Raw genomic sequence first — 24,479 nt, forward strand, 5'->3', positions numbered from 1 at the left:
CTCTTTGGTTATTTGACCTCCAAGGACCCCCCCACGCTTCTGTCCTGGAGAGCGTTCCATGCGAACCTTGTCGATGACCATCCTCCTCGCCGCCGTCCTGTCGGGCTGTAGCGGCAAGACCCCCAACCCCCCGGTCGATACGCCGCAGACTCCCGGGGAACCCCAGACCCCCGAGGAACCCCTTCCCAGCGGCCCGCCCGTGACTCAGGGCCCTCCCAACGTGCCCGAGTTCGAACCGGCCTTCCCCGGTCAGACGCGCGTTCCGGCCATCCAGACGAAGACGGCCTTTCAGGTCACCGAGATCGCCTCGGGCTTCAGGAATCCCTGGGCCATCGCCTTCCTCCCCGATCAGCGCATGCTGGTGACGGAGAAGCCCACCGGCTCGCTCTACATCGTCACGCCCCAGGGCGTGAAGTCTCCCGCCGTCGCGGGTCTGCCGCGCGTGGATGGCCGTAACCAGGGCGGTCTGCTCGACGTGGAGGTGGGGCCCGACTACGCCCAGAGCGGCCTCATCTACTGGACCTATTACGAGCCGCGCTCGGGCGGCAATGGCCTGGCGGTGGCACGCGCGAAGCTCGTGGAGGGTGAGCAGCCGCGTGTGGAGAGCGTGCAGGTCATCTTCCGCATGATGCCCACGCTCGAGTCGACCCTGCACGCGGGGGGACGGCTGGTGTTCACCCCCGACGGCAAGCTGTTCGTCACGCTCGGCGAGCGCTCCATCCTCGAGGGCCGGGTGCAGGCGCGCGATGTGAAGAGCCACTTCGGCAAGGTCGTCCGCATCAACCCCGACGGCTCGGTGCCCGATGACAACCCGTACGTGAACACCGAGGGCGCAAAGCCGGAGATCTGGTCGGTGGGGCACCGCAACATCCTGTCGGCGGCGCTCGATCGCCAGAACCGGCTGTGGACGGTGGAGATGGGGCCGCGCGGAGGAGACGAGCTCAACCGCCCCGAGGCGGGCAAGGACTACGGCTGGCCCACCATCGGCTATGGCGAGGAGTACTCGGGCGCGCCCATTCACGAGAGCACGCAGGGCCCGGGCATGGAGCAGCCCGTGTACTACTGGGATCCGGTCATTTCGCCCTCGGGGATGACCATCTACACCGGGGAGCTCTTCCCCGAGTGGCGCGACAACGTCTTCATCGGAGGCCTGTCCAGCCAGGCGCTGGTGCGGCTGATGATGAGGAATGACCGCGTGGTGGGCGAGGAGCGGCTGCTCACGGACCTGGGCGTGCGCGTCCGCGAGGTGGTGCAGGGCCCCGAGGGAGCGCTCTACCTGCTCACCGACGCGACCAACGGCAAGCTGCTCAAGCTCACCCCGCGCTGAACCGGCCACGGCGCGGGCGGCTCATTTCACCGGCCCTGGCCCAGGCCCCTCCACCAGCGGCAGCTCGAGGGTGAAGGTGGCGCCCTGGCCGGGGCCGGGGCTGTCGCAGGTGAGCCGCCCGTGCAACTCCCCGGCGGCCAGGGCGCTGATGTGCAGGCCGAAGCCATGGCCTGTCCTCTTGGTGGTGAAGCCCTGCGTGAACAGGCGCGACAGGTTCTCCGGGGCGATGCCCACGCCGTTGTCCTTCACCTCGATGAGCACCCGCTCTCCGTCGGGCGCCGGCCGGATGCCGATGCTCAGCCGCTTGTCCTCGCGCGGGCTGTCCATCAACGCATGGCGCGCGTTGCTCAGCAGGTTGACGAGGATCTGCAGCAGCTTGTGCCGATCCACGGAGAGCAGCGGCACCGGGGCGTAGTCGCGCTCGACGCGGATGCCCTGTTGCTCGAAGGACGCGGCGTGCAGTCGCAGCGCCTCGTCGATGAGGGCGGGCATGGCCACCTGCTCCCTCACGCCCGCGGAGCTCGCATGCCGCTGCTGCATGCTGACAATGGACTTGATGTGCTCCACGCCCTCGCTCAGGGAGCGCATCTCCTGGAGCAGGGTGTCGCGCTCCTCCTCCATCTGCTCGGACAGGGCCAGGAGGAAGGCCGGGAACTGCTGGCCCCGCGGATCCCGGGTGAAGAAGGTGGACAGGTCCACGGTGTGCTCGCGCAGGAGCTGGGCGGCCCGGGTCAGGCTGGAGACACGCGACAGGCGCAGCCGATCCATGACGAGGCTGGTGGAGACGTTCACGCTGTTGAGGGTGTTGCCCACGTTGTGGAGCACGCCGGTGGCGATCTCCGCCATGCCCGCCTGCCGGGACACGTCCATCAGCGTCCGGTGCATCTCTCCCAGCCGGGCCTCGGCCTGTCGGCGGGGGGTGATGTCCCGCGCGAAGAGCGTCAGCCCCACGACTTTTCCGTCCCCATCCCGCAGGGGGCTGAGGCTGATGTCCATGAGGTGGCGTGCGCCCCGCACCTCGAACTCCTCCTCGAACCGCTCGCGCTGGCCGGCGTGCACCCTGGCCACGTGAGGGGCCCAGCGCTGCCGGCGCTCCGGCTCCATCCAGAAGGGCCGACCCACCACGGGCTCCTGGCCGAACCGCTCGAGGTGCATCTGCCTCGCCGCGGAGTTGGCGGTCAGCAGGAGGCCCTTCCTGTCCAGGGAGAGCACCGGATCCTCCGTGCTCTCCACGAGGGTGCTGAGCTTGTTCTCACTCAGTTGGAGCGCCTTCAGCGCCCGCTCGAGCGAGCCCTGGGCGGAGTCGCGCGCGGCGTTGTGCAGCGAGCCCACGCCCCAGGCTCCCACCAGGGCCAGGGCGGCGAAGATGTGCCCGAACCACATCAGATAGGGGGAGGGAGGCGGGATGGCGGGTTGGGAGAAGGTGACGTAGAGCGGGTAGCCCAGGCAGAGGGCTCCGATCAGGAGCAGGGTGATGAACAGCCCCACGCGAGCGCCGGACAGGTACACGGCGATGATGGGGCCCAAGGTGCAGACGGCGTGGGTGCTGACGAAGGGAGCATGGCCCACGAAGGCGGCGGTGATGAGCACGAGCGACAAGGCCATCAACAGCAGAGCCGTGGGCGGCTCGATGGTGGCCGAGCGGCGCGTGAGCAGCAGGACGCTGGCGTAGATCAGGCTGGCGGCGAGGCTGGGGTAGGGGGGCAGGCCCGACGAGACGGCCGCCACCGTGTAGAGCAGGTTGAACACGACGAAGAAGCAGGCGGCGCCCACCACGAGCCGGTAGCGGACGAGATCCGTGGGCGACCCCTGGCGCAGGGACTCCGAGAGCAGGGAGTCCAGCCGTTCCAGGAGCCAGGAGCGAAAGGCGGGGGGCGGGGGAGAAGGAAGGGGTTCCATGGCCGGGCACGCGAGCAGGGGGCCGACATCCGCCGCCTGCCCGGAGGAGTATAGGAAGGATGGACGTCCCGTTGAGGGGAAGCGGGCTGAGTGGCGATATTCGACAGCAGGCAGGCTGCCACCTTTCGCACGCGGGTGCGCGGGCCTAGGTTGAGCAAGAAGAAGGCCGCGGGCAAGAAGACGGCGGCTCGCAAGAAGTCCGCGCGCAAGTCATCCTGAGGACTTCCAGCAGGGCAAGGTGTGCACCGGCCACCCCTGCGGGACGAGGGGTGGAGCCGAGGCAATCGATTGCAAGACATCGCAGGCAAATCAAAGCAAGGCATTTGGGCCGAATATGCGCTTGACACTCCCATTCGGCGGAGGCCATGCTGATGTCATGAAGAAAGCCAATGACAATAAAAGAGAGTTGTCGCGCGAACAGCGTGAAGCGCTGCTCAAGGCATTGAAAGCCCGTTTCGAGAAGAACATGAGCCGCCACAAGGGGCTTGAGTGGGCCAAGGTACAAGCAAGGCTGGAAGCCAGTGCTGAAAAGCTGTGGTCGCTCAACGAAATGGAAAGAACTGGCGGCGAACCGGACGTCGTTGGTCACGATAAAAAGACGGGCGAATACCTTTTCTATGATTGTTCGGAGGAGACTCCCAAAGGCCGCAGAAGTGTTTGTTACGACCGTGAAGGGATGGATTCAAGGAAGGAACATAAGCCAGAGAACAACGCCATGGATATGGCCTCTGACATGGGCATCGAACTCTTGACGGAAGAGCAATATCGAGAGCTGCAGGAGCTTGGAGAGTTCGATACGAAGACGTCGAGCTGGGTGAAGACACCTCCCGATATCAGAAAGCTCGGCGGCGCCCTCTTTTGCGATTGCCGCTACGACCATGTCTTCGTGTATCACAACGGTGCGCAATCCTACTATGCCGCCAGGGCGTTCCGTGGCTCGCTGAGAGTCTGAGCTCGCACGAAGCGCCTTGGGGGACCGCAGCCGGTCAGTCCACCCTTGATGCGATGAGGGCGATGTTGCGAGGGGAGAGGCGCGGTTCGAAGACCTGCAGGAGCTCGACCCGAAAGCCCATCTCCTCGAGGAGGAGCGCGCGATCGAGCAGAATCACGAGCTCCAGCGCCCTCGCGAAGCGATCCCTCAGCAGATGACAGAGGAAGATGCGCCTCGCCTCGGGGCGAACGGACGATTCGAAGGAATTCAGCTCGGCTTCCGTCATGCCGACATCGAGTCGCAGGCGCTCCAGGCGATCACGCGCATAGACGGCGAAGCTCCCGGCATAGAGCGCCTTGGGTGCATCCCCCGCCCGCACGAAGCCGAGCTCGGGAAACTTCCGCCTCAGCAGGAGATCGAGCGCGAACCGTTGCTCGTTGACGCGCTTCATCAGCGCGAACTCGGCCTCGGTCTTGTGGTGTCGCCCACGGGTCGCCAGGAACAGGGCACGCCGGGTGAGGGGAAGCGCATGGGCCTTCCCGAAGCGGGAGGCAGGGTAGTCCCGTGCGGCATCCATCTGGTCGTAGCAACAGCCGAAGTTCAGGAGGAGCCCTGCCTCCTGGCTCTTGCGAATCTGCGTCAGCGCGAGCGACCCGCAGGTGTGTAGGCCAATCGAGACCCGGTCCTGACCGGAAAAGAGCGGATCAATCCCGTCCTGCGGCCCGTCCTCGACGGAGGCGTGGATGAAACACAGCTTTTCTTGGGGCAGGGTCCGGGCCCTTCGCAGCCAGTCCCGGCCTTTCTCCTGCAAGGCCGCATCACGATCGATGCTGTGGAAGGTCCAATCGAAGGTCCTGACACAGAGACGCGCGAGATGCCCCATGCCGCCACCGATGTCGACCGCCTGGCGAATCGTCCTCGTTCTCGGCGCGAGCAGGGCGAGGACCCGCTCGATCTCATGGACCTTCTTGGCGTTGAGTCCCTGCGCGTCCGAGGTCGTCAGGCGTTGAATGCCTTCATGCCAGGACAGCGCTGTCAGCTCACGAAGCTCGAGCACGAGCGACTGCAGTGACCGGGGCGGCTCACCTGGAAGCTCCCCAGCATCCAGCATTCTTTCGCCCTCTTCGTCGAGGGATTCAGCGTAGGGCAGCCAGGATTCGGGATGAGCGGCTCCGGATTCCGGCCAATTCTGGAGGATGGAACGTGACCAGATCCCGGACCACGGTCTGAGCAGGTCGGTGAGCGCTTCCAGCCGATGTTGAAGGTTCATCCTTGATGTACGACGCCACCCGGGGCACCAGGCCTCCTATACGTACTATCCCTCAACGGCTCCCCCCATGCGTCCTATTCGTTTACAGCGCGTGGCAATCATCGTGTCGTTGCCCGCGGTGCGGGAGGCCATCGCCAAGGCTCGGCCGATCATCGCCGGGTTCGACAACCGGGTAGAGACCGTCCCCGTCAGCGGGCTGGGTCTCCAGGGCGCGAAGTAGCGGCCGCCGAAAACGACTCCGCCTCCCGGTTTGACTGGAGCGGGAGGCGGAGGGGCCTGCTGCGCGGTGTTCGCCGGGTCGTCAGTCCGGCATGGAGCCGCCGATGGAGACCCAATCACCCCAGGTGTTGTTGGCCCAGCCCTTGACCCAGACGGCGTTGTCGGTGCCGCGAGCGTAGATGTGGTTGGTGTTATGGAGCTCAGCGGTCGAGGGCCGTGCGGGCGGGCTCGCGGGGCATCAAGCCGTTGAACTCGTAGATGAACGCACCGTTCTCGGTGACGTCCACGGTGCAGGCGCCCGCGCGGGAGAGCTCCTCGAGCACTTCCTTGGCTTCGGTGAACGAGAGCTGACTGCCCGCCGCCACCTCGGCGATGGTGACGCGGCCCCCGTGCTGCTGCGCGCAGGCGAGCACGGCCCGCTCGATGTCGCGCGCACCCAGGGCGGGACGCACCACGACGGGCGCCTCCCTCAGCTCGGGCGGCAGCTTCGCGCGCCGCGCGGAGCGGATGAGGGACAGGCCTCCGAGCACGAAGAGGGCGGCGATGATGAACCCCGTGACCGTGTGGTCCGCCGTGCCGTTGAGCAGGTTGTCGATCTCCGCGCCGAAGCCAATGACGCCGAAGGCGGCCAGCGCCCAGCCGATGATGCTCTTCATGCAACCCCCATCGCGACGGGACGCCCATCCGTCCCCCTCGTGGGTTCATAGCAAAAGACGCCGTTGAGATTGCCGGGCTTTCCAGGTGGTCCCCGACGGGATTCGAACCCGTGGAGGAGGGGGGCCCCAAGTCCGCGACGGCACACGCCTTTCTCTGAATCGCGAGTGAATCCGGGCACTTCGAGTCCCCTCCAATCCTGAAGGGATTTTGGAGATCACACAGTGTCGCACACGCCACAAGGCCCTACCCGGCGGATGCATGGCACGAGCACCTCGGTGTTCGCATGTTTCGCCCGAGTCCGGCATCCGGGTAGACACTCACGGGCCCATCGCGAACGCCGAGCTCCGTCGAGGATGCAGCTCCACCTCTGACCCTGGAGAAGAACGATGCGCATTTCCGGGCTGTGTTCCCATTCTGTCTCTCACTGGAGTTCCCTGCTGCTCGTGGTGGCGGCCATCGTTCCCGGTCTGTCCTTCGCGAGCCCACCGGCCGAGGAAGGCGAGACACGGACCGGGCTGTACGGCCACGCGGACGAAGGGACGGGCGGTTCTTCCACGCCATCAGGCGCGGAGGACTCGTCCACCTGGCCACGCCTCGGAGGTCACGTGGGGCTCGCCGTGCCCATCGTGAAGATCGCCACGGGTGGCACCACCGCGATTGGCGCGGACTTCCTCCAGATGGGTATCGCGTCCGGCGTCACCATCAAGCTGGATGAGCGCTGGGCGATTGATCTCGAGGGCGTCGGTTACACGACCTGGCAGTTCGCCGATGGCGGGACTTCGGCCAGGGCCAGCACGTCCTTCCTGGTGGATCCCGGCGTCGTCTACAACTGCGGCTCCTTCGCGACCGGCCTTCGCGCCGGCGTGCAGATCGGCGAGGGTGTTCCCTTCAACCTGGGGTTGATTCCCCTCGTGAACGTCGGCCTCTTCCCCTTGGGGAAGTTCAAGTGGTTCGCCGAGTTGGATCTGCCGTTCTTCGTCTTCGGGGAACCCGGGAGCAGCGCCACGGTGAGCTTCTCGCCGCAAATCCAGACGGGCGTGAGCTTCTGAAGCGTTCACCAAGGGCCCGGGACCGCTCCACGTGCTCGTGCTCGGGTGGATGTCCTTGAGGCGATGCACGCTCGGAAACGCATGGATACGTCCTCCAGCCGATTCAGGACCTGGTCCCCGACGGGATTCGAACCCGTGGGCAGGGCGATAGGAAAACTCAAGCAGGACGCGCTGTTGCCCGGACGGTGAAGCCACCATCAGGATATGCTCGCCCCCTGGTGCCCCCACGAACCGCTCCCACCAGATTGCTCGTCTTCCTGCGCCACCGCTGGCACGGGGTGTCTCCGTCGGCGCTGCTCGCCCTGAGCTTCGCGATCCTCATCACCCTGGGCACCGCCGGCCTCATGCTGCTGCCCGGCATGTACCGCCGCGAGCCGCTCGGCTTCCTCGACGCGCTCTTCACCATGACGAGCGCCACGTGCGTCACCGGGCTCACCGTGGTGGACACCGCCACCTGGTTCACCCGATGGGGCCAGCTATGGATCCTCCTCTTCATCCAACTGGGTGGCATCGGGCTCATCACCCTCACCACCCTGGTCATCGGCGCCGTCGGGCGGCGGCTGTCGCTGCGCAGCGAGGTCATCGTCGGAGCCCCCATCGACTACGCCCAGCGGCAGAACGTGACGAACCTGGCGTGGGCCGTCACCCGCTTCACCCTGCTGGCCGAGACCCTGGGCGCCTTCGCCCTGTGGCTGGTGTGGCTCCCCCGCTTCGGCGCGAGCGAGGCCGCCTGGCACGCCGTCTTCCACTCGGTGAGCGCCTTCTGCAACGCGGGCTTCTCCACCTTCAGCGACTCGCTGATCGGCATGGCGGACCAGCCCCTCGTGCTGCTCATCATCTCCGTGCTCATCATCCTGGGCGGCCTGGGCTTCCTCAGCGGTGAGGAGACGTTGCGCTGGTGGCGCGGCCGTCACCTGCGCGGGCGGCAGCGGATGTCCGTGCACACCTTCGCGGCCCTGTGGGTGACGGCGATACTCCTGGTGGGCGGCACCCTCCTCTTCGCGCTCTTCGAGTGGCGGGGGGTGCTCGGCCCCCTCGGACTGGTGGACAAGCTGTCCAATGCCTGGTTCCTGTCCGTCACCGCGCGCACCGCCGGCTTCAACACCGTCTCCTACGCCCAGGTGGCCAACTCGACCGCCTTCCTCACCATCCTGCTCATGGTGATTGGAGGCTCACCGGGCTCGACCGCTGGTGGCCTGAAGACGACGACGCTGGCCGTTCTGGTGACGCTCGCGCTGGCCCGCATGCGGGGCCGGCGGTTCGCCGAGCTGCACGGGCGCGCGCTGCCCACGGGCACCACCGAGCGCACCGTCAGTCTCGCGCTCGTGGCCTTCGTGGTGATGACGGCCGCCATCTTCCTGCTGAGCCTCAGCGAGACGCGCGGGGCCACCCCCCAGGAGGCCCGCCAGGCCTTCCTGCCCCTCTTCTTCGAGGTGGTGAGTGCCTTCTGCACCGTCGGGCTGACCATGGACCTGAGCCCCTTGCTGAGCGGGTTCGGCAAGTTGCTCGTCATCGTCCTCATGTACGTGGGGCGCCTGGGGCCGCTCGCCTTCTTCGCCGCGCTGTCGCTGCACAGCGCCGGCTACCTCCGGCGCTCCGTGCGGCCCGCCCACGAGGACCTCATCGTTGGATAGGAGTCGCACGCCATGAAGCGCATCATCGTGATCGGCCTGGGCAACTTCGGATCCATCATCGCGGAGCGGCTGCACAAGCTCGGCCACGACGTCATCGCCATTGATCCACGGCCCGACGTCATCGACGCCTTCGGGCACCGGGTGTCCCGGGCCGTGGTGGCCGACGCCACCAAGCGCGAGGTGCTCGAGCAGGTGGGCGCCCGCGGCGCCGATGCCGCCGTGATCTCCACCGGCGAGAACCTGGCCGCCAGCATCCTCGCCCTGCTGGCCGTGCGCGACGTGGGCATCCAGAGCATCTACGTCAAGGTCCGCTCGGATGACCACGCACGCATCGCCGACGCGCTGGGCGCCACCGAGAGCGTCTTCCCCGAGCGCGAGACGGCCCTGGGCCTCGCCTCACGGCTCACCAGCGGTCGGCTCCTGCAGTACGTGCAGCTCGGCAACCAGTTCGGCATCCAGGAGATGCCCGTGCCGGATCGCTGGCACGGCAAGACGCTGCGCGAGCTGTCCCTGCCCCAGCGTTACCGCGTCCACGTGGTCGCCATCCACGACGTCCTCCAGGACAGCATGATTCCCGTGCCCGATCCGGATCGGCCCCTCACGCCCTCGGATGCCCTGCTCGTCGCCGGAGATCCCGAGGCCCTCGAGCGCGTGGCGGATCTGCGGTAGGCAGGCAGAAGCCGGCCCGCCCTCTTCCTGGGCGGGAAGCCTCGTGCCCCAGGTCCGTTTGTCGGCGGCCAATGCTTCCTGCTAAATGATATTCGCGAATGCGGAATATCTCGGAATTGGATGACGCGGCGCATCGGATGATGGAGCTGCTGGTGGCGGTGGGCCGGCGCAACTCGTTGAGGGATCCGCTCGCCCAGCTCACCGAGACGCTGGAGCTCACGCCGCCCCAACTGCACGGGGTGTTGTGGCTGGGCCTGGACGGTCCGCTCTCCATGGGGGAGCTGGCGCGGCGGGTGGGCGTCACGGAGAAGACCATCACCGGCATCGTGGACCGGCTGGAGCGCGAGGGGTACGCCCAGCGCGAGAGAGATCCCGCGGATCGCCGCGTCGTGCATGTGCGGCTGACGCCGCGGGGGAAGAAGACCGCGGACGGCATCCATGACCAGGCGCACGAGAGCCTGGGCAACTTCCTATCGCTGCTGGACGCCGGGGATCGCACGGCGCTGCTGCGCATTTTCGAGAAGCTGGTGGGCCGGATGTCCGTGCCCCCGGCCGCCGAGAGCCCCTGACATGTGGAGGACGCAATGAGGAGCAATCTGAGGAAGACAGCGTGCATGGCGCTGCTGGCGCTGGCGGCGTGCGGAAAGCCCGCGCCCGAGGCGGCCAAGGCGGTGGAGCTGGTGGTGCGTCCGGTGAGCGTCGCCCCGGTGGAGAAGGGGAGGGTGGTGGAGGCGGTGACGCTGGTGGGCGAGCTGCAGGGCATGGAGGAGGTGCGCGTGTCGCCGGTGGTGCCCGAGCGCATCCTCCGCCTGGCGGTGCAGGAGGGCGTGCGGGTGAAGCAGGGAGAGCTGCTGGCCACGCTGCACGGGGACTTGCAGTCGGAGGGCTTCAACCAGGCGCAGGCGGGGCTGGAGGCGGCGCGGGCCAACCGCGACGCGGTGGAGGACAACCTCAAGCGCACCCGGGAGCTGGTGGCGGCGGGCTCGGTGTCCAAGGCCCAGCTGGAGGCGCTCGAGGCGCAGTTCCGCGGGGTGGATGCGCAGGTGCGCCAGGCGGAGGCCGCGGTGGGACAGGCCTCGGCGCAGCGCAGCCGCACCTCCATCCGCAGCCCCATCTCCGGCGTGGTGGCCGCGGTGCACCTGCGCGAGGGAGACCTGGCGGGAGCGGGCTCGCCCGTGGTGACGGTGGTGAAGGCCGAGCGCCTCAAGGCGGTGCTGCGCGTGCCGGAGCGTGACTTCCTCCAGGTGCGCGAGGGCATGCCGGTGCGGGTGTCTCCCCTGGCGCGGCCCGGGCAGGAGGTGGAGGGCAAGGTGTCGCTCAAGGGGCCGGTGGTGGACCGGGTGACGCGCACCGGGCTGGTGGAGGTGCACCTGGACAACAAGGAGGGCCAGCTCGTCGCCGGCTCGGCCATCCGCGCCTCCATCGAGCTGGGCCGCCGCGAGGGTGTGGTGCTGGTGCCGGCCGAGGCGGTGCTGCTGGAGGGCGAGACGGAGCGCACGGGGCTGGCCACGGCCTTCGTGAGTGATGGGCAGAAGGCCACGCGCCGGCAGGTGCGCGTGGGCGTGCGTCAGGAGGACCGGCTGGAGATCCGCGAGGGCCTGGCCGCCGGAGAGCAGCTCATCGTGCAGGGAGTGCACCTGCTGCGGGATGGCAATCCCATCACGCTGGCCGGGGCCCAGAAGAAGGAGCCGGGCAAGTGAACCTCACCGAACTGTCGGTCCGCCGCCCCGTCACCGGGGTGATGGTGTTCCTCTGTCTGACCATCCTCGGGGTGTTCACCTTCAGCCGGCTGAAGCTGGACATGCTGCCGGACATCGAGTTCCCCCTGGTGGCCATCATCACCCAGTACCCGGGGGCGGGCCCGGACTCCATCGAGCAGCTCGTCACGCGCCCCATCGAGGCGGCGATGGCGTCGGTGGAGAACGTGGACGAGGTCAACTCCACCAGCCAGCAGGGCACCTCGCTGGTGATGGTGAAGTTCGCCTGGGGCACCAACATGCAGACGGCCGAGCAGGACGTCCGCAAGAACCTGGAGATCTTCGCGCAGGACGTGCTGCCCGACGACATCACGCGCTCGCTGACGTTCGCTTTCGATCCCGCGCTGCAGCCGGTGGTGTTCCTCACGGTGAACGCGCCGGGCACGCCGCACTCGGTGCGTAAGCTGGCCGAGGACATGGTGGAGCCCTACCTGGCGCGCATCGAAGGGGTGGCCTCCGCGGAGGTGATTGGCGGGACGAAGCGGGAGATCCAGGTGCGGCTCAAGCCCGAGTGGCTGGAGGCGTACGGGATTTCAGCGCAGCAGGTGGTGGCGTCGCTGCGAGGCGCCAACGTGATGATTCCGGGCGGCACGCTGCGGCAGGGGCGGCAGGAGCTGAACATCTCCACCAACGCCGAGTTCCAGAAGGTGGAGCAGGTGCGGGAGGTGGTGGTGGGGCAGAAGGGCGGGCAGCGGGTGTACCTGCGCGACGTGGCGGACGTGGTGGACACGTTCGAGGAGGAGACGTCGGTGGTGCGGGCGGACGGCCGGCACGCGGTGATGATGGCCGTGCGCAAGCAGTCGGACGCCAACACGGTGCAGGTGGCGCGGCGGATCATCAAGGAGCTGGACGTCCTGCAGAAGCGGATGCCCGAGGGCGTCACGCTGGTGCGGGTGTTCGATCAGGGCCTGCCCATCACCCGGGCGCTCTCCAACCTCTCGGACAGCGCGGTGCTGTCCATCCTGCTGACGGCGGCGGTGCTGCTGGCCTTCCTGCGCAGCTGGCGCACCAGCAGCATCGTGCTGGTGAGCATCCCGCTGTCGCTGCTGGCCACCTTCGCGGTGATGGACTTCCAGGGGGTGACGATGAACATCATCTCCATGGCGGGCCTGGCGCTGGCGGTGGGCATGCTGGTGGACAACTCCATCGTGGTGCTGGAGAACATCTTCACGCACCTGGGCCGCGGAAAGGGCCCGAAGGAGGCGGCCATCGACGGGACGCGGGAGATGGCCATGCCCATCGCCGCCTCGACGCTGACGACGGTGGCGGTGTTCGCGCCCATCCTCTTCGTGCCCGGGCTGGCCGGCCAGCTCTTCCGGGACATGAGCCTCACCATCTGCATCTCGCTGCTGGCCTCGCTGCTGGTGGCGCTCACGCTGGTGCCGTTGATGGCCAGCCTGATGGCGATGAACGCGGGGCAGAACCGGCTGGAGCGGTGGATGGCCCGGCTCACCACGTGGTTGGATCCACTCTCCGAGCGCTATGCGCTGGTGCTGGGCAAGGCGCTGCGGCACCGGGGCAAGGTGCTGGGGGGCACGCTGCTCGTCTTCCTGGCCACCATGGGGCTCACGCCGCTGCTGGGCGTGGACTTCATGCCCAAGACGGACAACGGCGAGCTGCGCTTCTCGGTGAAGGCCAACCCCGGCACGTCGTTGTGGACCACGGACGAGCTGTTCAAGCAGGTGGAGGCCATCGTCCACGAGCAGGTGCCGGAGGCGGAGGTGGTCGTCTCCCAGTTCGGCGGGGGCGAGGGCTTCGCGGCGCTCTTCGGGCAGAGCTCGTACTCGGGCACGGTGCAGGTGCGCCTGCCGCCGCGCTCCGAGCGCGAGCGTGGCCAGCAGGAGATAGAGGAGGCGCTGAAGGCCCACTTCAAGGGGCTGGCGGGGCTGGAGGTGCTGCCGCAGCAGCAGGGCCTGGCGGGAGCGGGGGGCGACGTGGTGGTGAAGGTGTTCGGAGACGAGCTGCTGAAGGTGCGGGCCTACGGCGCGCGGCTGAAGAGCCGGCTGGAGACGATGCCCGAGACGGCGAACGTGACGTTCTCGATGGAGCAGGGCCAGCCGGAGCTGAAGGTGGAGCTGGACCGGGAGCAGATCCGTCTGTTGGGGCTGGCTCCGGCGGAGGTGGCGTCCACGGTGTCCACGTACTTCCTGGGGACGACGGCCACCATGTTCCGCGAGGACGGTGACGAGTACCGCGTCTTCGTGCGGGCGCCGCGGGAGGTGCGCGAGGACCTGAGCCGGTTGAGGGCGCTGCCGGTGTCGACGCCGCTGGGGGTGACGGTGCCGCTGCAGACGGTGGCGGACATCCAGCAGGCGCTGGGGCCCACGGCCATCGCGCGGGAGAACCAGCGGCGCCTGGCCACCATCAATCTGACGTCCGCCAAGGGGGTGGCGCTCGGCACGCTCATCCAGCGGGTGAACGAGACCCTCGCCGCGGCGGGAGAGGAGCCCGGCATCACCACGGTGGTGGCGGGCACGGCGGAGGACCTGATGGACTCCTTCCTGGCGCTGGGCCTGGCCTTCGTGGTGGCGGTGGTGCTCGTCTACATGGTGATGGCCAGCCAGTTCGAGTCGCTGCTGGAGCCCTTCGTCATCCTGTTCTCGGTGCCGCTGGCGGTGTCGGGCGTGGTGCTGGCGCTGGTGGTGAGCGGGACGACGATGCAGGTGACGGCGCTCATCGGCATCATCCTGCTGGCGGGCGTGGTGGTGAACAACGGCATCGTGCTCATCGACGTGCTGAAGACGCGGCGGCTGGAGGGGCGGGACCTGGTGCTGGCCGCGATGGAGGCGGGGCGGAGCCGGCTGCGGCCCATCCTGATGACGACGCTCACCACGGTGCTGGGCATGGTGCCGTTGGCCTTCGAGCTGGGAGACGGCGCGGAGATGTGGGCGCCGATGGCCCGCGGAGTCATCGGCGGCATGACGGTGTCCACGCTGCTGACGCTGCTGGTCATCCCGGTGGCGTACGTGTCGCTGGCGGGCTGGGTGGATCGCCGCCGGGCGCGCAAGGCGGGGCCGGTGGCGGTGGTTCCGCCCGTGGAGGAGGAGGAGCTGAGGCGTCCGGCCTCCACGGTGGGGTAGCGGCCCAGCTTGAGATTGCTGGGCTTCCCATGTTGTCCCCGACGGGATTCGAACCCGTCGGGGAAGGGAAGGGCAGGGGGCCCGGCGCTCAGGTCTTGAGCGCCTTCGAGATCGGCAGCTCGCGCACGCGCGTTCCCGTGAGCGCGAAGACGGCGTTCGCGATGGCCGGCGCCACAGGCGGCACACCCGGCTCGCCAATGCCTCCCGGTGCCTCCTCGCTGGGAACGATCTCCACGTGGATCTTGCGCGGCGCCTCGCCGATGCGCGCCAGCCGGTAGTCGCGGAAGTTCGACTGCTCGACCGCGCCTCCCTTCATCGTGATGCCGCTGTACAGCGCGATGCTCGTGCCGAAGATGATCGAGCCCTCCATCTGGGCCTTCACCCGGTCCGGATTGATCACCGTGCCGGCATCCACCACGATCCACGCCTCGTCGACCGCGATCTTGCCGTCCGGATTGCGCACCACCGACGCGACCACCGCCACGTAGGACAGGAAGCTCCGGTGCGCCGCCAGGCCCAGCGCCCGGCCTTCCTTCTTCCGGTCGCTCCACCGAGACAGCTCGGTCACCCGCTCGATGACGCCCCGCAGGCGGGCCACGTTCACGGGGTGCTTCTCCAGCGGCTGGCCGTAGTTGGAGAGCTTCTCGATGCCCAGCTCCCGCACCGTCTTCATCACCCGCGGCGGCCCGAGCACCTCCAGCAGCACGTCCCGCGGATCCTCGCCCCGGGCGTGGGCGATCTCGTCGATGAACGAGTTGACCGAGAACGCGTGGAAGATGTTGTACACGGACCGCAGCCAGCCGATGCGCACGTGGGCATTGGCCTCGCACGCCTCCGCGCGGATGTTGGGCACCCCGATTCCCAGGTCCAACACGCCCTGCTGCAAGTCCCCCAGGGACGGCCGGTTCACGGGCCCGAAGGTCGAGCCGATCGGCGGAAACGCGGTGCGGTGCCTCCAGGCCACCACCTTGCCGTTCTCGTCCAGGCCCGCCGTCAGGCGCTGCGCGCTCACGGAGTGGTAGTAGTCGTTGCGGATGTCGTCCTCGCGCGTCCACTGCACGCGCACCGGCACGCCCGCCTCCTTCGCCAGCAGCACCACCTCGGAGATGAAGTCCGCCTTGGACTTGCGCCCGAAGCCGCCGCCCAGGAACGTCACGTGCACCGTGACCTTCTCGGGGGGCAGTCCCAGCACCTGGGCCGCCGTCCCGCGCGCCGCCTGCGGGTGCTGCGTGGGCGCCCAGATCTCACACGTGCCTCCCTCGACCCGTGCCACCGCCACTGGCGGCTCCATCGGCGCGTGCGACAGGTGCGGCACGTGGTACTCGGCCTCGAGCACCCGCGCCGCCTTGCTCAGCGCCGCCTCGGCGTCTCCCACGCTGCGCAGCACCGTGCCCGGCGACGCCACGGACGCACTCAGCGTCTTGCGGTACTGCTCCGAGTCGTATGTCGCGTTCTCGCCCTCGTCCCAGATGATCTCCAGCGCGGCGCGGCCCTTCATCGCCGCCCAGGTGTTCTCCGCGAGGACGGCGATGCCTCCCCAGGTCTGGAACGCGTACGGGGCCTTCGGCGCCGGAAGCTCGATGACGCGCTTCACCCCGGGGACCGCGAGCGCGCGGCTGGCATCGTACTTCACCACCCTGGCCCCGACGATCGACGGCCGGGCGATCACCGCCGTCAGCATGCCCGGCAGCCGGATGTCGGCGCCGAACACCGCGCTCCCGTTCACGTAGGCCGGCCCGTCGAGCAGCGGCAGCGGCTTGCCCACGTTGCGCAGCTCGTTCTTCGGCCGGAGCTTGACGTCCGCCGGCTTGGGCACCGCCAGCTTGCCCGCCTCGAGCGCCAGCTCTCCGAAGCCCAGCTCGCGCTGGCTCGGGCGGTGGAGCACGACGTGGCCGCTGGCCTCGCAGGTGTCCGGGGACACCTTCCAGCGCTTCGCCGCGGCCGCCACCAGCATGGTGCGCGCGGTGGCTCCCACCCGGCGCATGTCCTCGTAGATGCCGCGGACGCTGTTGGAGCCGTCCGTGTTCTGATCGCCGTAGGCCGGATCTCCGTCCGCCTGGACGATCTTCACCCGCGCCATCTCCGCGCCGAGCTCGTCGGCGATCAGCACGGGCAGCGAGCTGCGGATGCCCTGGCCCATCTCCGAGCGGTGGCAGACGATCGTCACCAGTCCGTCGGGCGCCACGTGCACGAAGACGTTCGGGTTCAGCCCCGGGGCGGAGGACTCCTCGGCCTGGGAGCTCGTCGGCGGCCGGGGCCCGGAGCGCTTCCCGGTGGGCTCGTCCGCGAGGCTGTCGCTGGAGAAGAAGCCGACGGCGAGTCCGCCCACGGCGAGGTTCATCCCGGCCAGGAAGGTCCGCCGGGCAATCAACGTGTGCCGGTTGCTCATCGCGTCCTCCCTATTCCCCGGACATTCCCGCGGCCTTCTTCACGGCCGCGCGGATGCGCGTGTACGTGCCACACCGGCACAGGTTGCCCGCCAGCGAATGATCGATCTCGGCGTCGGTGGGCTTCGGCTTCTTCTCGAGCAGGGCCGCCGCGCACATGAGCTGCCCCGCCTGGCAGAACCCGCACTGCGGAACGCCCAGGTCCACCCAGGCGCGCTGCAGCGGGTGGTTGCCGTCCGGCGACAGTCCCTCGATGGTGGTCACCGAGTGTCCGTCCGCGCGGCGGATGGGCGTCACACAGGCTCGCACCGTCTGGCCATCGAGGTGCACGGTGCACGCGCCGCACAGCGCCTGGCCGCAGCCATACTTCGTGCCCGTGAGGCCGAGCACGTCCCGCAGCGCCCAGAGCAGCGGCATCTCGGGATCGACGTCGAGCTCCTTCTCGACGCCATTGATGCGGACTCGAATGCTCATGGCCGTGCCTCCTCGCTCGGGCACTCCGCGCCCGTTTCCACCCATGCCGCCACGATGGCGCCGAAACGCTCCTGCGTTCCCGGTGCCGGCTCGCGATCCGCTCCGGGCTTCCAGCCCCAGCCCACCAGCTCATCGTGCGCGTTGTGCTCGACGATCTGCGCCAGCGTCTTGCCGCCGTTGCGGGCCGGGTCCTTCAGCTGCTCGCACACCTGGCGGGGCGTCCGGCCCACCCAGGCCATCGACAGGGGAGCCACGTGCCAGTTCGGCGCCCCGGGCACCCGGGCGAGCTCCGCGTTGCGATCCTGGTGGCAGCTCGTGCACTCCATGCCGGGGATGCCGCGATCCTCGGGTCCGCGCTGCACGGGCGGATCGTGCAGCTGCCACCCGGTCCGCTGGTACGGCGAGTTTCCATCGGGATGGCAGTTCGCGCACCGCGGGTGGAGGAACACCCGGCTGGCCTCCAGGAACAGCGCGCGAGAGCGATCGGTCTTGTCCGTGATGACGCCGAACGCCTCGGGGGCGCGCAGCTCGGAGGGGCCAACCTGGGGAAGCATCTCGGACGGCGACGGTGAGGGCTGACGCCGGCCACAACCCATCGCCAGGAGGACGAGGGCGGACGCACAGAGACGGACGTACGGCTTCGTGGTCGTTCTCAAAGCGCCCGCAAGGTACTTCAAGTGTCAATCCGCCAGGGAAGGGTTGTGAGAAGGGCCGCGCGCCCTGTTCACCAGTCCCCGGGTTGCCCCGCAAATGAAACGGGGGCCGAGTCCTCGGACCCGGCCCCCGTCGAGCTCTTCAGCGATTCAGCGGCTTAGAGCATGTCCTTCAGGGCCTTGAGGGCCTGGATCTTCACGACCTTGCGAGCCGGCTTGGCCTTGAACACCGTCTCCTGACCGGTGAACGGGTTGATGCCCTTGCGCGCCTTGGTGGCCGGCTTCTTCACGACCTTCATCTTCATCAGGCCCGGCACCACGAACTTGCCGGGACCGCGGCTGCCCATGCTCTTCTGGATCGCGCCGCTGAGCGCGTCGAACACGGAGGACACCTGCTTCTTGCTCAGCCCGGTCTGCTCGGCGATCGACACCAGCAGCTCGGACTTCGTCGGGCCCCTGTCGGAGGAGCCAGCCTTCTTCGCGGTAGCGGTCTTCGTCTTCGCGGCCATCGTGTTTCTCCTTGTGGAAAGGAAGGAAGCTGCAACTGCCCTTATCTATTCAGCGAGAATTCGGCAACGGATCAAACGCTCCAGCGGTACGGATCCGCTGGCGGGCCGACGATCAACCGGCCTTCGGGCCGGCCTTTTTCCATCGCGGTGAAGAGATCCCCCCCGGGGGCTACGAGGCCGCGCTACTCGACGAGCGCCGCCAGCTGCTTCCAGTCGTACTGCTCGTAGGCCTTGGCCGCCTGGGTGAGCGGATCCCGCGGATGCTCCTTGAAGTAGCTCTCGCTGGGCCTCGTATGGGAGGCGGCGCCCAACCGGACGGTGACCAGCTGGATGGCGTCCGGCTTCTTGGTGTTGAAGTAGCCGGTGTTCAGCTTGACGAGGTAGGTGGGATCACTGTCCTGGCACGAGCCCACGCTCTCTCCCCGCCGGGTGGGCACGCACGCGGGCTTGTCTCCCGCGCCCGGGGCCAGCTCGCCGAGCTGCTTCTTGGCCGCCTCTCCATCCGGGCCACCCTCGCGGATCACCCGCTCCAGGTACTCCTTGGCGGTGATGCGGCGCCAGAGCTGCCGGTCCTTGGCGGTGAGCACCAGGATGGGGGTGGCGCCGCCGACCTGGTACAGGGGGAGCCCCTGATGCGAGCCCACCTGGGGTGGCTCGTAGAAGATGGCGTCGGGCTGCGTGGTGTTGATCTTCAGCCGCTCGAGATCATTCACCTTGATCTCGATCGTGTTGCCTTCGCCCACGCCGTGGTAGCGCCCGGTCTTCTTGTCCACCACGGTGTCGCGATCACTCTTGCGGATGGGCAGGAGCAGGATCGTCGCCTCGGCCGAGGTCACCCCCAGCTCGGGATGGGACTTGATGACGAGGCCGGAGCGCACGCTGACACCGCGAGGATCGGCCAGCTGGGGCGTCTGCTTGATTCCGTCCAGCACGCCCATCACCTTGCGCTGCAGCTCGGGCGCCTTCTTGCGGAGCTTCTGATGGGTGGGCGTGGTGACGCCGGGCAGATCGTCTGGCTCCGCCGCGGAGGCGGGAAGCGACAAGGCCACGCACAGGAGCGTGGCGCGGGAGAGCCGCCGGAAGCGGGAGGCTGCGCGTGTCGAACGCATGGAGTCCCTAGGGTACGGGCGATTGGATGACGTAGTAGATGGACTGGAAGTAGCGGTGCAGGGCGTTGATCAGATCGGTGAGGAAGGGCCAGCCGAGCACTCCGAAGCCGAGGAAGCCCGCGGAGACGACCACGTACTCCACCATGGACTGGCCGCGCCGGGCGCGCGCCAGGAGATTCTTTCGCATGAGGCTCACTTGCACTCCTTGGTGCACTCCTTCTCCTCGTCCACACAGGCCTGCGTGCACTTCTGCTCGCCCGAGCCCGCGTACTTCTTGCAGATGTCCTGGCACTGCTTCGCGTCCTTCTTGCACTCCTTCTCGCACTTGTTGGCGTGTGCGGTGACCGGGAGCGTGAGGAGCAGGGTGACCAGCAGGGCCCAGGGGGCCTTGTTCCAGGGGGTCTTCGTCATGGTGTTTCCTCCGTGTTCCCCTGCCGGGGAGCCGTCAGCCGCTCGGTGAGCGACAAGTGAACCATTACTTCCGAGGAGGGCACCTGGCGGCGCAGCATCACCAGGCCGAACACGGCCCCGCGGCGCACCTCCAACTCCGCCCCCACCTCGTCCGGGGCATGGAGCTCGGTCACGCTCCAGCCCCGCTTCTGGAAGTCCTCGCGGAAGAACGCCTCCACCTCCGTCACGGTGCTCTCCGGCACCCGGGCCGACACGGTGTGCTGCGTGGCTCCCTCGAGCTGGAAATTGAGCGCCGAGGCGTCCTCGGCCTCCGGGTGCATGGGAATCCACTGCGGCACCTGGGGCCCGCCCTCCAGCAGGGGCTGCATCTGCCCCGAGGACACGAACACCGTCGTCTCGCCGCCCTGCGCCAGCGCCGACACCAGGTGCACCTCCTTGGAGGCGGGGCTCCAGTAGCCCACGTACCCCGCGTTCTCGTTGTAGCGGTGGCCCAGCGCCGGCAGCCCCGCGTCCACCAGGGTGCCGCTGTAGTGCGCGAGCACCTGATCCGGTGAGTCCTGGGTGGTGAACCACGCCACGGCGATGGGCGACTGCTCGCCCAGGTAGTCCGCCGCCAGCACCTCGGGCCGGGTGCCGCGAGGGTAGGGCGGGAAGTGCGACAGCGCCCGCTGCAGGACGCCCTCCTCCCAGGGGGAGCGGGACGGCCGGCCGGGCTCGGGCGCGGGAGCGCTGAGCATGTCGTCCGTCGTCACGTCCTCGATGGGATCCACCGGCCGCACGTAGGAGAACCGTTCCCAGGCGAAGCCGATCAGACCTCCGGCGATGGCCACGGAGAACAGCAGCGCCAGGGCTCGCACCGCTGACCGCGGCTCCGCCACCTCAGCACTCCTCCGGGTTCTTGCAGCCCATGTAGTACGCGCCCCGCTTGTCGTACGTCTTCTGGGTGCGATCCTTGTCCCAGTCGCGCCACTCGGAGTTGAAGTAGGTGCCCGAGCCATCCGAGCCCTGGTCGATCGTCTGGGTGGGCGCGCCATTGGCCGCCGTGATGGAGATGTTGGGCTGGCGCGGATCGTCCGGCTTGAGAATTCCCCCGATCTCCCGGCTGCCCGGCCAGGGGGCCACGAGTCCGCCGACCAGCGCCGGGCTGAGCAGGTTGTTGTTCATCGCGGTGGAGAAGAAGCTGGAGGCCTGGGCGTTCATCTGGGTGAAGCCGAGATTCTGGGGGTTCTGGTAGACGTTGGCCACACGCTGGTAGAGCGCGTTGCCCGTGTCCTTGTCGCCCGGCTGGATGTTCACCGCGTCGGTGAGGGCCCAGGTATCGGTGAGGATGGCCAGGTGCTGCTCCTTGATGTAGTAGGCATCCCCCTCCCAGCCGCCCTTGCCCTTGGTCGAGTTGTCGTGGACGTCGCCCGTCCAGCGCTTCTTGGAGAGGTTGTGCTCCTCACCGTCGTCGTCGGAGAACTCGGGGAGGAACTTCTTGGGCAGCAGGTAGTTCTCCACGACGGCCCTGGCCCGGCACCGGTACATGCCGCCGTTGGTGAACTCGCTGTGGTAGGAGTTGTAGAGGCCATCCGCGCCCACGTCGCCCACCGACTTGTCGGGGCCCTCGCACGTCACCTGCTCGGCGTCGTCGTTGAGCCAGCACACGTGCGCCGCGACCGCGGTGTGGTGATCCGTGTCCTCGCAGTCCGAGTACTTGCCGCCGCCCGTGGTGGCATCGTAGCGGTCCTTGCCGGACTCGTGGTCGCAGAACATCAGACGCGCGTGGCGCTGCACGGTGCCGGGGTCACCCTTGGTGCTGTAGTCCTGCACGGTGAGATCCCACACCGTGGAGATGGCGGCCTCCTGCACGTCCATGGAGTAGCGCAGCAGGTCATCCAGGAAGAGCGAGTAGAGGAAGACCGGGATGATGACCAGCATGCAGATGGCCGTCTCCACGGAGGCGGCGCCGCGGCGGGAGGGCGCGCGGCGGTAGGCGGGAATCATCTGTCTCATAGCGACAACCCCGGGGCACTGGTGACGAGTTGGGCCGCGTCGGAGTTGCCGGCGGCGGAGAGGAGCTGGCTGGCCTGCTGCGCCGTGAAGGGGTGGAGCTTGGCACGCCAGTAGGGGGCGAAGAGGTTGGGGGGCTCGCGCCAGCCGCCCGCGCCGAGGCGGTGGTAGTACACGATGGCCTTGGAGAGCCCCGCGCCCTCGTCCGCGGCGAGCTTGAGGGTGGCGTTCGTGTCGCCGTTGGAGAACTTGACGGTGCCGGAGCTGTTGAGCTCCCAGGGCGCCTTCGGCTTGTTGCCCACGCGGAACTGCTTGGTGACGTAGCTGTAGGTGCGCGGCTGGCCGAAGTCGCGGTTGGCGTCGTCGTTGGCGCGGAACTTCATGAAGCAGTTGCCGCCCGCGGTGCACGAGGTGAGCGCCTTGGCGTTGACGCCCTCGAAGGGGTGCTGGCCGGTGTGGGCGCCGCCCGGCGAGTGCGAGCCACTGTTGCCCTCGCTGGTGACCGTCGCCGAGTAGTTCAGGGGGATACCCGTGCCGTGCTTCCACTGGTTGTACATCATGCCCTTCTCGGTCGCGGAGATGGACTTGCCCTCGGAACCCGAGCCGGTGCCCGTCTTGGCCGTGCCCTTGTGGGTGAAGGGGACGGGGGAGTTGATGCCCTCGCCGGGGATGTCCTTGCCCAGCTCCTTGAGGAAGCTGGGGTGGAGGTGGGCGGGGTAGTCCATCATCAGGCCCCGGTTGGCGGGCCAGTCGGAGCGCGAGGCCATGGCGACCTCGGTCATCACCTTGGCGCGCGTCTTCGCGTCCGAGTTGCCCACGCTGCCGGTGCAGCCCGGCATGCCGTCCACCGAGCAGTTGAACTCGTTGACGTTCATGCCGCCCACCGACGCGTTCAGCGTGCTGGCGCCGGGTGCGTTGTACTCCGTCAGCTTGCTCAGCCCGTAGGACTTGCCGTCACGCAGCGCCTGCATGGTGCGCGCGTGCACCATCGCCTGGGAGGCGTGGATGAAGTCCACCATCCGGTCCAGACCCTTCATCGTATTGGTGAAGTTCCTGTCCAGGTTCTTGACCTTGTTGTCGTAGTTCTTGCCGGCCTTGCCGTACTTGCCGGCGATCTTCAGCGCCTGGAGGCCGTGGATGCAGTGCTTGAAGCACGACCAGCAGCCGCACTGGGCGAACTCCATGGCCATGATGATGTAGTAGTTGGTCTGCGACTTGCGCATCATCTCGCCGGTGACGCTGGCCGCCGCCATGTAGGCGTGCATGCTGTTCATGGCCACGTAGGTGGCGGCGATGGAGCGGTTGCTGACGGCGTAGTAGTTGAGCGCGCGCGCCTCCATCACGGCCATGGAGTAGGCCATGGAGTCGCTGTGCTGCTGCAGGCTGACCTTCTCGCGCAGCGCGTGGCTGAGGTTGAAGCTGAGCGCCACCATGAGCGCCAGCACCAGGAAGGAGAGGGCGGCGAGCACCAGCGCCTGGCCGCGCCGGCGCCGGGGGGACTTTCTCAGAAGGCGAATTGGCATTGGTTGCTCGTGGGCAGGGCGTTCCTGCTCAGGAAGAAGTTGGACTGCATCCGCATGGTGTACGTGGCGCGGATGGGAAAGATGTAGAGGCCCCGGGAGGCCGCGGAGGCGTAGGGATCCGAGCCGCCGCCGGGGGCTCCGCCATTCTCGAGTGACTTCAGGCCGCCCGAGCTCTTCTTGCCCAGGCGCAGCACCTCGGGCGCTTCCTTGTTGCGCGCCGCGCCATGGATGACCCAGTTGGCGAAGGGGATGGGCATCCGGTAGTTGAACGTCACCTGGATGCGCAGCTTGGTGCGCTGGCCCCGCTCCCACTCGTCGAAGCCGCCCGTGGAGTTCGCCGGATCGTCGAAGTCCATTTCCTTGCCGCCGCCGCCGCCCAGCTCGTCCTTCGTCGGACCGCAGATGGTGACCTTCGCGAACTTGAGGTTCGCGTCCGGCATCTTGTTGGTCTTCACCCCGGCCCAGTTCCACTTGGTGACGAAGTCCGAGGCGCTGTTGATGCTCCGGATGTACTCGCCGCCGCCGACATCCCTGCTGATGAGGGGCAGCAGCACGGCCACGGCCGCGAGCTCCATCTTCTCCATGTTCGCGCTGTGCAGGGAGCCGGCACGCACCGCCTTGTAGGCCGCGTACTTCGTCAGCAGCCGGGCCTGATGCATCAGCCCCAGCTGCAGGATGCCTAGAATGAGGAAGACGAAGAGGGGTAGGACAATGGCGGATTCCACCGCGACTTGTCCTGACTCCCGGCCCGAGTGCGGATTTCCACGAGACGCACGCATGCTCGGGAATCTGCCCGAGCATTCGCTGCCCGTAAATACGTCAAGTGGACCGATTCCCCACGTTGCCCCCTGTTGCCCCTGCTGCAACAGGCCCCGATTCAGGGAATTCAGGACGCACTCCGCGTCCGGCTTCCTATCAAATTATAGGAA

General features: G+C 68.0%; 24 protein-coding genes. 10 read left to right on the forward strand and 14 right to left on the reverse strand.

The features are described from left to right. Positions 1-58: 58 nt before the first annotated feature. On the forward strand, positions 59-1,327 hold the full coding sequence (locus Q664_RS06140) for a PQQ-dependent sugar dehydrogenase (protein WP_043390857.1): 1,269 nt from the start codon (positions 59-61) through the stop codon (positions 1,325-1,327). Positions 1,328-1,348: 21 nt separating this feature from the next. On the opposite strand, the gene Q664_RS51660 is transcribed toward Q664_RS06140, so the two are convergent. After that, a complete protein-coding gene (locus tag Q664_RS51660) occupies positions 1,349-3,226 on the reverse strand; it encodes a two-component system sensor histidine kinase NtrB (protein ID WP_052517739.1) in 1,878 nt (625 codons plus the stop codon). 90 nt (positions 3,227-3,316) lie between these two features. Between Q664_RS51660 and Q664_RS62065 the strand changes: the two genes are divergently transcribed. Continuing rightward, entirely contained in the window at positions 3,317-3,445 is a 129-nt protein-coding gene (locus Q664_RS62065; RefSeq protein ID WP_268811376.1) for a hypothetical protein, read from the forward strand. A 157-nt stretch (positions 3,446-3,602) separates the two neighbouring features. Next, complete coding sequence (locus Q664_RS06150; protein WP_043390859.1) at positions 3,603-4,178, forward strand: DUF4256 domain-containing protein; 576 nt, start codon at positions 3,603-3,605, stop codon at positions 4,176-4,178. Positions 4,179-4,212: 34 nt separating this feature from the next. Here Q664_RS06150 and Q664_RS06155 read toward each other — a convergent pair whose 3' ends face one another. Then, positions 4,213-5,427 (reverse strand): methyltransferase, encoded by a 1,215-nt coding sequence (locus Q664_RS06155; RefSeq protein WP_043390861.1) that lies wholly within the window; start codon positions 5,425-5,427, stop codon positions 4,213-4,215. A 91-nt stretch (positions 5,428-5,518) separates the two neighbouring features. Here Q664_RS06155 and Q664_RS62070 point away from each other — a divergent pair, with 91 nt between their 5' ends. After that, positions 5,519-5,647 (forward strand): hypothetical protein, encoded by a 129-nt coding sequence (locus Q664_RS62070; protein WP_268811377.1) that lies wholly within the window; start codon positions 5,519-5,521, stop codon positions 5,645-5,647. A 199-nt stretch (positions 5,648-5,846) separates the two neighbouring features. Here Q664_RS62070 and Q664_RS06165 read toward each other — a convergent pair whose 3' ends face one another. Next, positions 5,847-6,302: a hypothetical protein gene (locus tag Q664_RS06165; protein ID WP_043390863.1), complete on the reverse strand. Its 456-nt coding sequence runs from the start codon at positions 6,300-6,302 to the stop codon at positions 5,847-5,849. Positions 6,303-6,689: 387 nt separating this feature from the next. Here Q664_RS06165 and Q664_RS06170 point away from each other — a divergent pair, with 387 nt between their 5' ends. From Q664_RS06170 to Q664_RS06195, 6 genes are all read left to right on the forward strand, one after another. Continuing rightward, positions 6,690-7,352 carry a hypothetical protein gene (locus tag Q664_RS06170; RefSeq protein WP_043390866.1) on the forward strand — a complete coding sequence of 221 codons (663 nt, stop codon included), beginning with the start codon at positions 6,690-6,692 and terminating at the stop codon, positions 7,350-7,352. 218 nt (positions 7,353-7,570) lie between these two features. Beyond that, a complete protein-coding gene (locus tag Q664_RS06175; protein ID WP_063934666.1) occupies positions 7,571-8,986 on the forward strand; it encodes a TrkH family potassium uptake protein in 1,416 nt (471 codons plus the stop codon). Between the two features lie 12 nt (positions 8,987-8,998). After that, entirely contained in the window at positions 8,999-9,655 is a 657-nt protein-coding gene (locus tag Q664_RS06180; RefSeq protein ID WP_043390868.1) for a potassium channel family protein, read from the forward strand. Between the two features lie 98 nt (positions 9,656-9,753). Beyond that, a complete protein-coding gene (locus tag Q664_RS06185) occupies positions 9,754-10,224 on the forward strand; it encodes a MarR family winged helix-turn-helix transcriptional regulator (RefSeq protein ID WP_043390869.1) in 471 nt (156 codons plus the stop codon). Positions 10,225-10,239: 15 nt separating this feature from the next. Beyond that, positions 10,240-11,355 carry an efflux RND transporter periplasmic adaptor subunit gene (locus Q664_RS06190; protein WP_084609558.1) on the forward strand — a complete coding sequence of 372 codons (1,116 nt, stop codon included), beginning with the start codon at positions 10,240-10,242 and terminating at the stop codon, positions 11,353-11,355. Beyond that, positions 11,352-14,492, forward strand: a complete 3,141-nt coding sequence (locus tag Q664_RS06195) for an efflux RND transporter permease subunit (protein WP_052517740.1) — start codon at positions 11,352-11,354, stop codon at positions 14,490-14,492. Before Q664_RS06190 ends, Q664_RS06195 begins: the two co-directional genes overlap by 4 nt. 88 nt (positions 14,493-14,580) lie before the next feature. On the opposite strand, the gene Q664_RS06200 is transcribed toward Q664_RS06195, so the two are convergent. From Q664_RS06200 to Q664_RS06250, 11 genes are all read right to left on the reverse strand, one after another. Then, positions 14,581-16,881 (reverse strand): xanthine dehydrogenase family protein molybdopterin-binding subunit, encoded by a 2,301-nt coding sequence (locus Q664_RS06200; protein ID WP_043390873.1) that lies wholly within the window; start codon positions 16,879-16,881, stop codon positions 14,581-14,583. 10 nt (positions 16,882-16,891) lie between these two features. Then, positions 16,892-17,353 carry a (2Fe-2S)-binding protein gene (locus tag Q664_RS06205; protein WP_043390954.1) on the reverse strand — a complete coding sequence of 154 codons (462 nt, stop codon included), beginning with the start codon at positions 17,351-17,353 and terminating at the stop codon, positions 16,892-16,894. Continuing rightward, entirely contained in the window at positions 17,350-17,949 is a 600-nt protein-coding gene (locus tag Q664_RS06210; protein WP_200883667.1) for an Isoquinoline 1-oxidoreductase subunit, read from the reverse strand. The genes Q664_RS06205 and Q664_RS06210 overlap by 4 nt, the downstream gene beginning before the upstream one ends. 215 nt (positions 17,950-18,164) lie before the next feature. Then, entirely contained in the window at positions 18,165-18,515 is a 351-nt protein-coding gene (locus Q664_RS06215) for an HU family DNA-binding protein (protein WP_043390878.1), read from the reverse strand. A gap of 182 nt (positions 18,516-18,697) precedes the next feature. Beyond that, on the reverse strand, positions 18,698-19,624 hold the full coding sequence (locus Q664_RS06220) for a hypothetical protein (RefSeq protein WP_043390880.1): 927 nt from the start codon (positions 19,622-19,624) through the stop codon (positions 18,698-18,700). A gap of 7 nt (positions 19,625-19,631) precedes the next feature. Next, positions 19,632-19,811 (reverse strand): hypothetical protein, encoded by a 180-nt coding sequence (locus tag Q664_RS06225; protein ID WP_043390958.1) that lies wholly within the window; start codon positions 19,809-19,811, stop codon positions 19,632-19,634. A gap of 5 nt (positions 19,812-19,816) precedes the next feature. Then, on the reverse strand, positions 19,817-20,035 hold the full coding sequence (locus tag Q664_RS06230) for a hypothetical protein (protein WP_043390881.1): 219 nt from the start codon (positions 20,033-20,035) through the stop codon (positions 19,817-19,819). Then, complete coding sequence (locus tag Q664_RS06235; protein ID WP_043390883.1) at positions 20,032-20,913, reverse strand: hypothetical protein; 882 nt, start codon at positions 20,911-20,913, stop codon at positions 20,032-20,034. The genes Q664_RS06230 and Q664_RS06235 overlap by 4 nt, the downstream gene beginning before the upstream one ends. A gap of 1 nt (position 20,914) precedes the next feature. Then, positions 20,915-22,021, reverse strand: coding sequence for a hypothetical protein (locus Q664_RS06240; RefSeq protein WP_043390886.1), 1,107 nt, complete (start codon positions 22,019-22,021; stop codon positions 20,915-20,917). 5 nt (positions 22,022-22,026) lie between these two features. Next, entirely contained in the window at positions 22,027-23,550 is a 1,524-nt protein-coding gene (locus Q664_RS06245; RefSeq protein ID WP_043390888.1) for a TadE/TadG family type IV pilus assembly protein, read from the reverse strand. Further along, a complete protein-coding gene (locus Q664_RS06250) occupies positions 23,532-24,329 on the reverse strand; it encodes a TadE/TadG family type IV pilus assembly protein (RefSeq protein ID WP_043390890.1) in 798 nt (265 codons plus the stop codon). Before Q664_RS06250 ends, Q664_RS06245 begins: the two co-directional genes overlap by 19 nt. Between the last annotated feature and the right edge of the window lie 150 nt (positions 24,330-24,479).

The organism is Archangium violaceum Cb vi76 (genome assembly GCF_000733295.1).
Classification (GTDB): Bacteria; Myxococcota; Myxococcia; order Myxococcales; family Myxococcaceae; genus Archangium; species Archangium violaceum.